General features: G+C 68.6%; 2 protein-coding genes. Both read left to right on the top strand.

From position 1 onward, the window contains the following. On the top strand, positions 1 to 457 hold a 457-nt coding region (locus ACIRQP_RS42005), incomplete at its 5' end, for an acyl carrier protein (RefSeq protein ID WP_403900699.1). Positions 458 to 547: 90 nt separating this feature from the next. After that, positions 548 to 1937, top strand: a 1390-nt coding sequence (locus ACIRQP_RS42000) for a type I polyketide synthase (RefSeq protein WP_403900701.1), incomplete at its 3' end; no start/stop codon positions are given.

The raw sequence follows: 1937 nt of genomic DNA, 5'->3' as shown, positions 1-1937 counted from the left end.
CGATGTGGTTCGTGGTCAGGTCGCGGTGGTGCTGGGGCATGCCGGGCCGGAGGCTGTGCGGGCGGATACGGCGTTCAAGGATGCCGGGTTCGACTCGCTGACGTCGGTCGAGCTGCGCAACAAGCTGCGTGAGACGACCGGGTTGAAGCTTCCGGCCACGGTGGTCTTCGACCACCCGACTCCGCTGGTGCTCGCCCGCCATCTGCGTGCCGAACTGCTTCCGAACGGCAGCGCGAACGCCCACGACATGGACGAGGAACGGCTGCGGCACGCGCTCGCGTCGATCCCGCTGGCTCGGCTGCGAGAGGCAGGACTGATGGACGCTCTGGCCGAGTTGGCTGCCCTGGGCGAGCCGGACGTCGCCGCCGTCGAGGGAGTCGACGAGGCCGACGAGGAGCGGTCGATCGCCGAGTTGGACGTCGACGACCTCGTGCAACTGGCGTTCAACGATGAGTAGTCCTTCGAGACCCGACATCTGGTACTTGAGTGATTGGGGCGGTTGGTGAGTGCATCGTATGAGAAGGTCGTCGAGGCGCTGCGGAAGTCGTTGGAAGAGGTCGGCGCGCTGAAGAAGCGGAACCGCCAACTCGTCAACGCGTCCCGTGAGCCGATCGCCATCGTCGGGATGGCGTGCCGGTTGCCGGGTGGCGTCGAGGGGCCCCAGGACCTGTGGCAGTTGGTGTCCGAGGGCCAGGACGCGGTGTCGGGGTTCCCCCGTGACCGGGGCTGGGACCTGGAGGGCCTGTTCGACCCGGACCCCGACCGCTCGGGCACGTCGTACGTCAGCAAGGGTGGTTTCCTGCGCGGAGCAGGGCTCTTCGACGCCGGGTTCTTCGGCATATCGCCCCGTGAGGCTTTGGCGATGGATCCGCAGCAGCGGTTGCTGCTGGAAACCTCGTGGGAGGCGTTGGAGGACGTCGGCGTCGACCCGGTCTCATTGAAGGGCACCGATGTCGGCGTGTTCACCGGTGTGTCCGGGCAGGGCTACGGGGCCGGTGTGGTCGGGCCGGAGATGCAGAGCTTCGCGGGCACAGGGGTGGCGTCGAGTGTGGCGTCGGGGCGTGTGTCCTATGTGTTCGGTTTCGAGGGTCCCGCGGTCACCGTGGACACGGCGTGTTCGTCGTCGCTGGTGGCGATGCATCTTGCCGGGCAGGCGCTGCGGCAGGGCGAGTGTTCGGTGGCACTGGCCGGCGGCGCGATGGTGATGTCGAGCCCCAACTCCTTCGTGGGGTTCTCCCGGCAGCGAGGACTGGCCGCGGACGGACGGTGCAAGGCGTTCTCCTCGACGGCGGACGGAATGGGGCTCTCCGAAGGCATCGGCGTGGTGGTGCTGGAGCGGTTGTCGGTGGCGCGCGAGCGCGGGCACCGGGTGCTGGCCTTGATCCGTGGCAGTGCGGTGAACCAGGACGGCGCCTCCAACGGCCTGACGGCGCCGAACGGTCCGTCGCAGCAACGGGTCATCCGCAGCGCGCTGGCGAACGCGGGGCTGTCACCGTCTGACGTGGATGTCGTGGAGGCCCATGGGACCGGGACGGCGCTGGGGGATCCGATCGAGGCGCAGGCGTTGCTGGCGACGTACGGGCAGGACCGGGACCCGGAGCGTCCGTTGTGGCTGGGCTCGGTGAAGTCGAACATCGGTCATGCGCAGGCGGCTGCGGGCGTGGCGAGCGTGATCAAAGTGGTACAGGCATTGCGGCACCGCGTCATGCCTCTCACTTTGCACGTGCAAGAGCCCACGGCCCAGGTGGACTGGTCCGAGGGCGCGGTGGAACTGTTGACCGAGGTGCGGGATTGGCCGCGCGACGGTCGTCCGCGTCGGGCCGGGGTCTCGTCGTTCGGGGTCAGTGGGACGAATGCGCACCTGATCATCGAGGAAGCACCGGAGGGGTGGGGCGCGGCTGAGGAGATGCCGGTGCCGGGTGTGGTGCCGTTGGTGG

Source organism: Streptomyces sp. NPDC102274 (genome assembly GCF_044766385.1).
Classification (GTDB): domain Bacteria; phylum Actinomycetota; class Actinomycetes; order Streptomycetales; family Streptomycetaceae; genus Streptomyces.
This window is presented reverse-complemented; position numbering and strand designations above follow the sequence as displayed.